The 1,805-nt window shown below is 65.5% G+C and carries 1 protein-coding gene and 2 pseudogenes; all 3 read left to right on the top strand.

Annotation, left to right across the window (positions count from 1 at the left end; all coding sequences use genetic code 11):
* Positions 1–89 (top strand): annotated as a pseudogene (locus tag EN780_RS41010) (sugar ABC transporter ATP-binding protein); the annotation flags it as partial.
* Positions 90–144: 55 nt separating this feature from the next.
* On the top strand, positions 145–1,143 hold the full coding sequence (locus EN780_RS33325) for an ABC transporter permease (RefSeq protein ID WP_128276385.1): 999 nt from the start codon (positions 145–147) through the stop codon (positions 1,141–1,143).
* A 161-nt stretch (positions 1,144–1,304) separates the two neighbouring features.
* Positions 1,305–1,805 (top strand): annotated as a pseudogene (locus tag EN780_RS33320) (AraC family transcriptional regulator); the annotation flags it as partial.

Below are 1,805 nucleotides of genomic sequence, written 5' to 3'. Positions count from 1 at the left end.
GCAGGAAAGTGGCCGACAAGACCATCGCGTCCAGCTCGCCCGAGGAGGTAACCGGTCTGATCACCGGCGCCATCGAGCAGGTCGCATGAGCACGGCAACCCTGGAATTTACGGTGCTGGCGCGGCCCGGCAGGAAAGGTCGATAATGGCTGTCACCCTTGACCAGACGATCGCGCAGAAGCAGCACACCTTCATGTCGCGGCTGCTTGGCAGCCAGACTTTTTGGGTGGTGATCGCGGTGATCCTCGCCTGCCTGTTCCTGTCCTTCGCCACCGACGCCTTCGCCACGCAGAAGAACCTCTACAACATCACCCGCAACATCACCTTCGTCGCCATCGTCGCGCTCGGCATGACCTTCGTCATCATCACCGGCGGCATCGACCTGTCGGTCGGCTCGGTGCTTTGCCTGTGCTCGATGGTGCTGGCCGTCACAATGCATGCCGGCTACGGCATCGAAGTCGGCATCCTCGCCACCATCCTGACAGCGCTCGTCATCGGCGCTTTCAACGGCATTCTGATCGCGTATCTCGGCTTTCCGCCGTTCGTGGTGACGCTCGGCATGCTGTCCATCGCGCGCAGCCTCGCCATGGTCGCCTCCAACAACACGGTCGTCTTCCAGTTCGGTCCGGACCACGACAAGCTGCTGGCGCTGGGCGGCGGCGCCTGGGTGTTCGGCATCGCCAATCCGGTGCTCTACATGATCCTTCTGGCGCTGATCACCGGCTTCACGCTGCGCTGGACCAAGTTCGGCCGGCACATCTTGGCCATCGGCGGCAACGAGCACGCGGCGACGCTGACCGGTGTTCCCGTCAAGCAGATCAAGGTCGCGGTCTACATGATCTCGGCGCTCTCCGCCGGCATTGCCGGCATCATCGAGACCGGCTGGCTGGGCGCCGTCACCACCAACATCGGCACCGGCATGGAATTGCAGGTGATTGCCGCCACCGTCATCGGCGGCGCCAACCTCGCGGGCGGCGTCGGCACCGCCTTCGGCGCCATTGTCGGTGCGGCGCTGATCGAGGTGATCCGCAACAGCCTCGGCCTGCTCGGCATCAACGCCTTCTGGCAAGGCACCTTCATCGGCGGCGCCATCCTGCTCGCAGTGCTGTTCGACCGTATCCGCAACTTCCGGCGCAGCGACTAGGCCGGACCGGATCCGGCTCCTATCGCTCAGTCTGAAAATCCGCCCGTGCGGCGCAAGGCGCCTGTGAGGCCTGGCGCACGCGCCTTGACGAGCGCCCGACGCCCGCCGCACAATCGCTGGGCGGGCGAAGGGAGGCCAGTCGCCCGCGGGAGGATATACCCATGACGGAAGCGATCAGGCTCTACTGGGGCCGGTTCGGACATGTTTCTGTCCTGAATGTCGCCAACGACTTCGTCACCCATGCCCATGTCGAGGCGCATCTGATCATCTGGCTGGACGGCACGGCCGGCGAGATGACCATCGGCCGCGAGACGGTGCGGCTCGGACCAGACACCGCCGCCGGCATCAACTCCTTCCAGCCGCACAGCCATGCCTTGTCGCACGATGGCAGGCCGGGCCTGTTCCTCGCCTTTTACATCGATCCCGACTGGGCTCGCCGGCGCCGTGACCTGCCCTCGTCGGCGCCGCTGTTCGCGCAGGCGGCGATCACGCTGGAGCCGTGGCTGCACCAGGCGGCGGCGCACCTGCTCGATCATCTCAGCGACAATGAGAGCATCGACGACATCGCCAATTACGAGATCGAGCGCTTCATCGACAGCGTGCTCGACGCCGCCGACGCCTCGGCGCCGCATGTGGCGCGCGGCCGCGTCAACACCATGCAG

Source organism: Mesorhizobium sp. M4B.F.Ca.ET.089.01.1.1 (genome assembly GCF_004022605.1).
GTDB lineage: Bacteria > Pseudomonadota > Alphaproteobacteria > Rhizobiales > Rhizobiaceae > Mesorhizobium > Mesorhizobium abyssinicae.
This window is presented reverse-complemented; position numbering and strand designations above follow the sequence as displayed.

Excerpts from the sequence above, each read along its gene's own strand:
- EN780_RS33325 (WP_128276385.1), top strand. The coding sequence starts at position 145 with ATGGCTGTCACCCTTGACCAGACGATCGCGCAGAAGCAGCACACCTTC.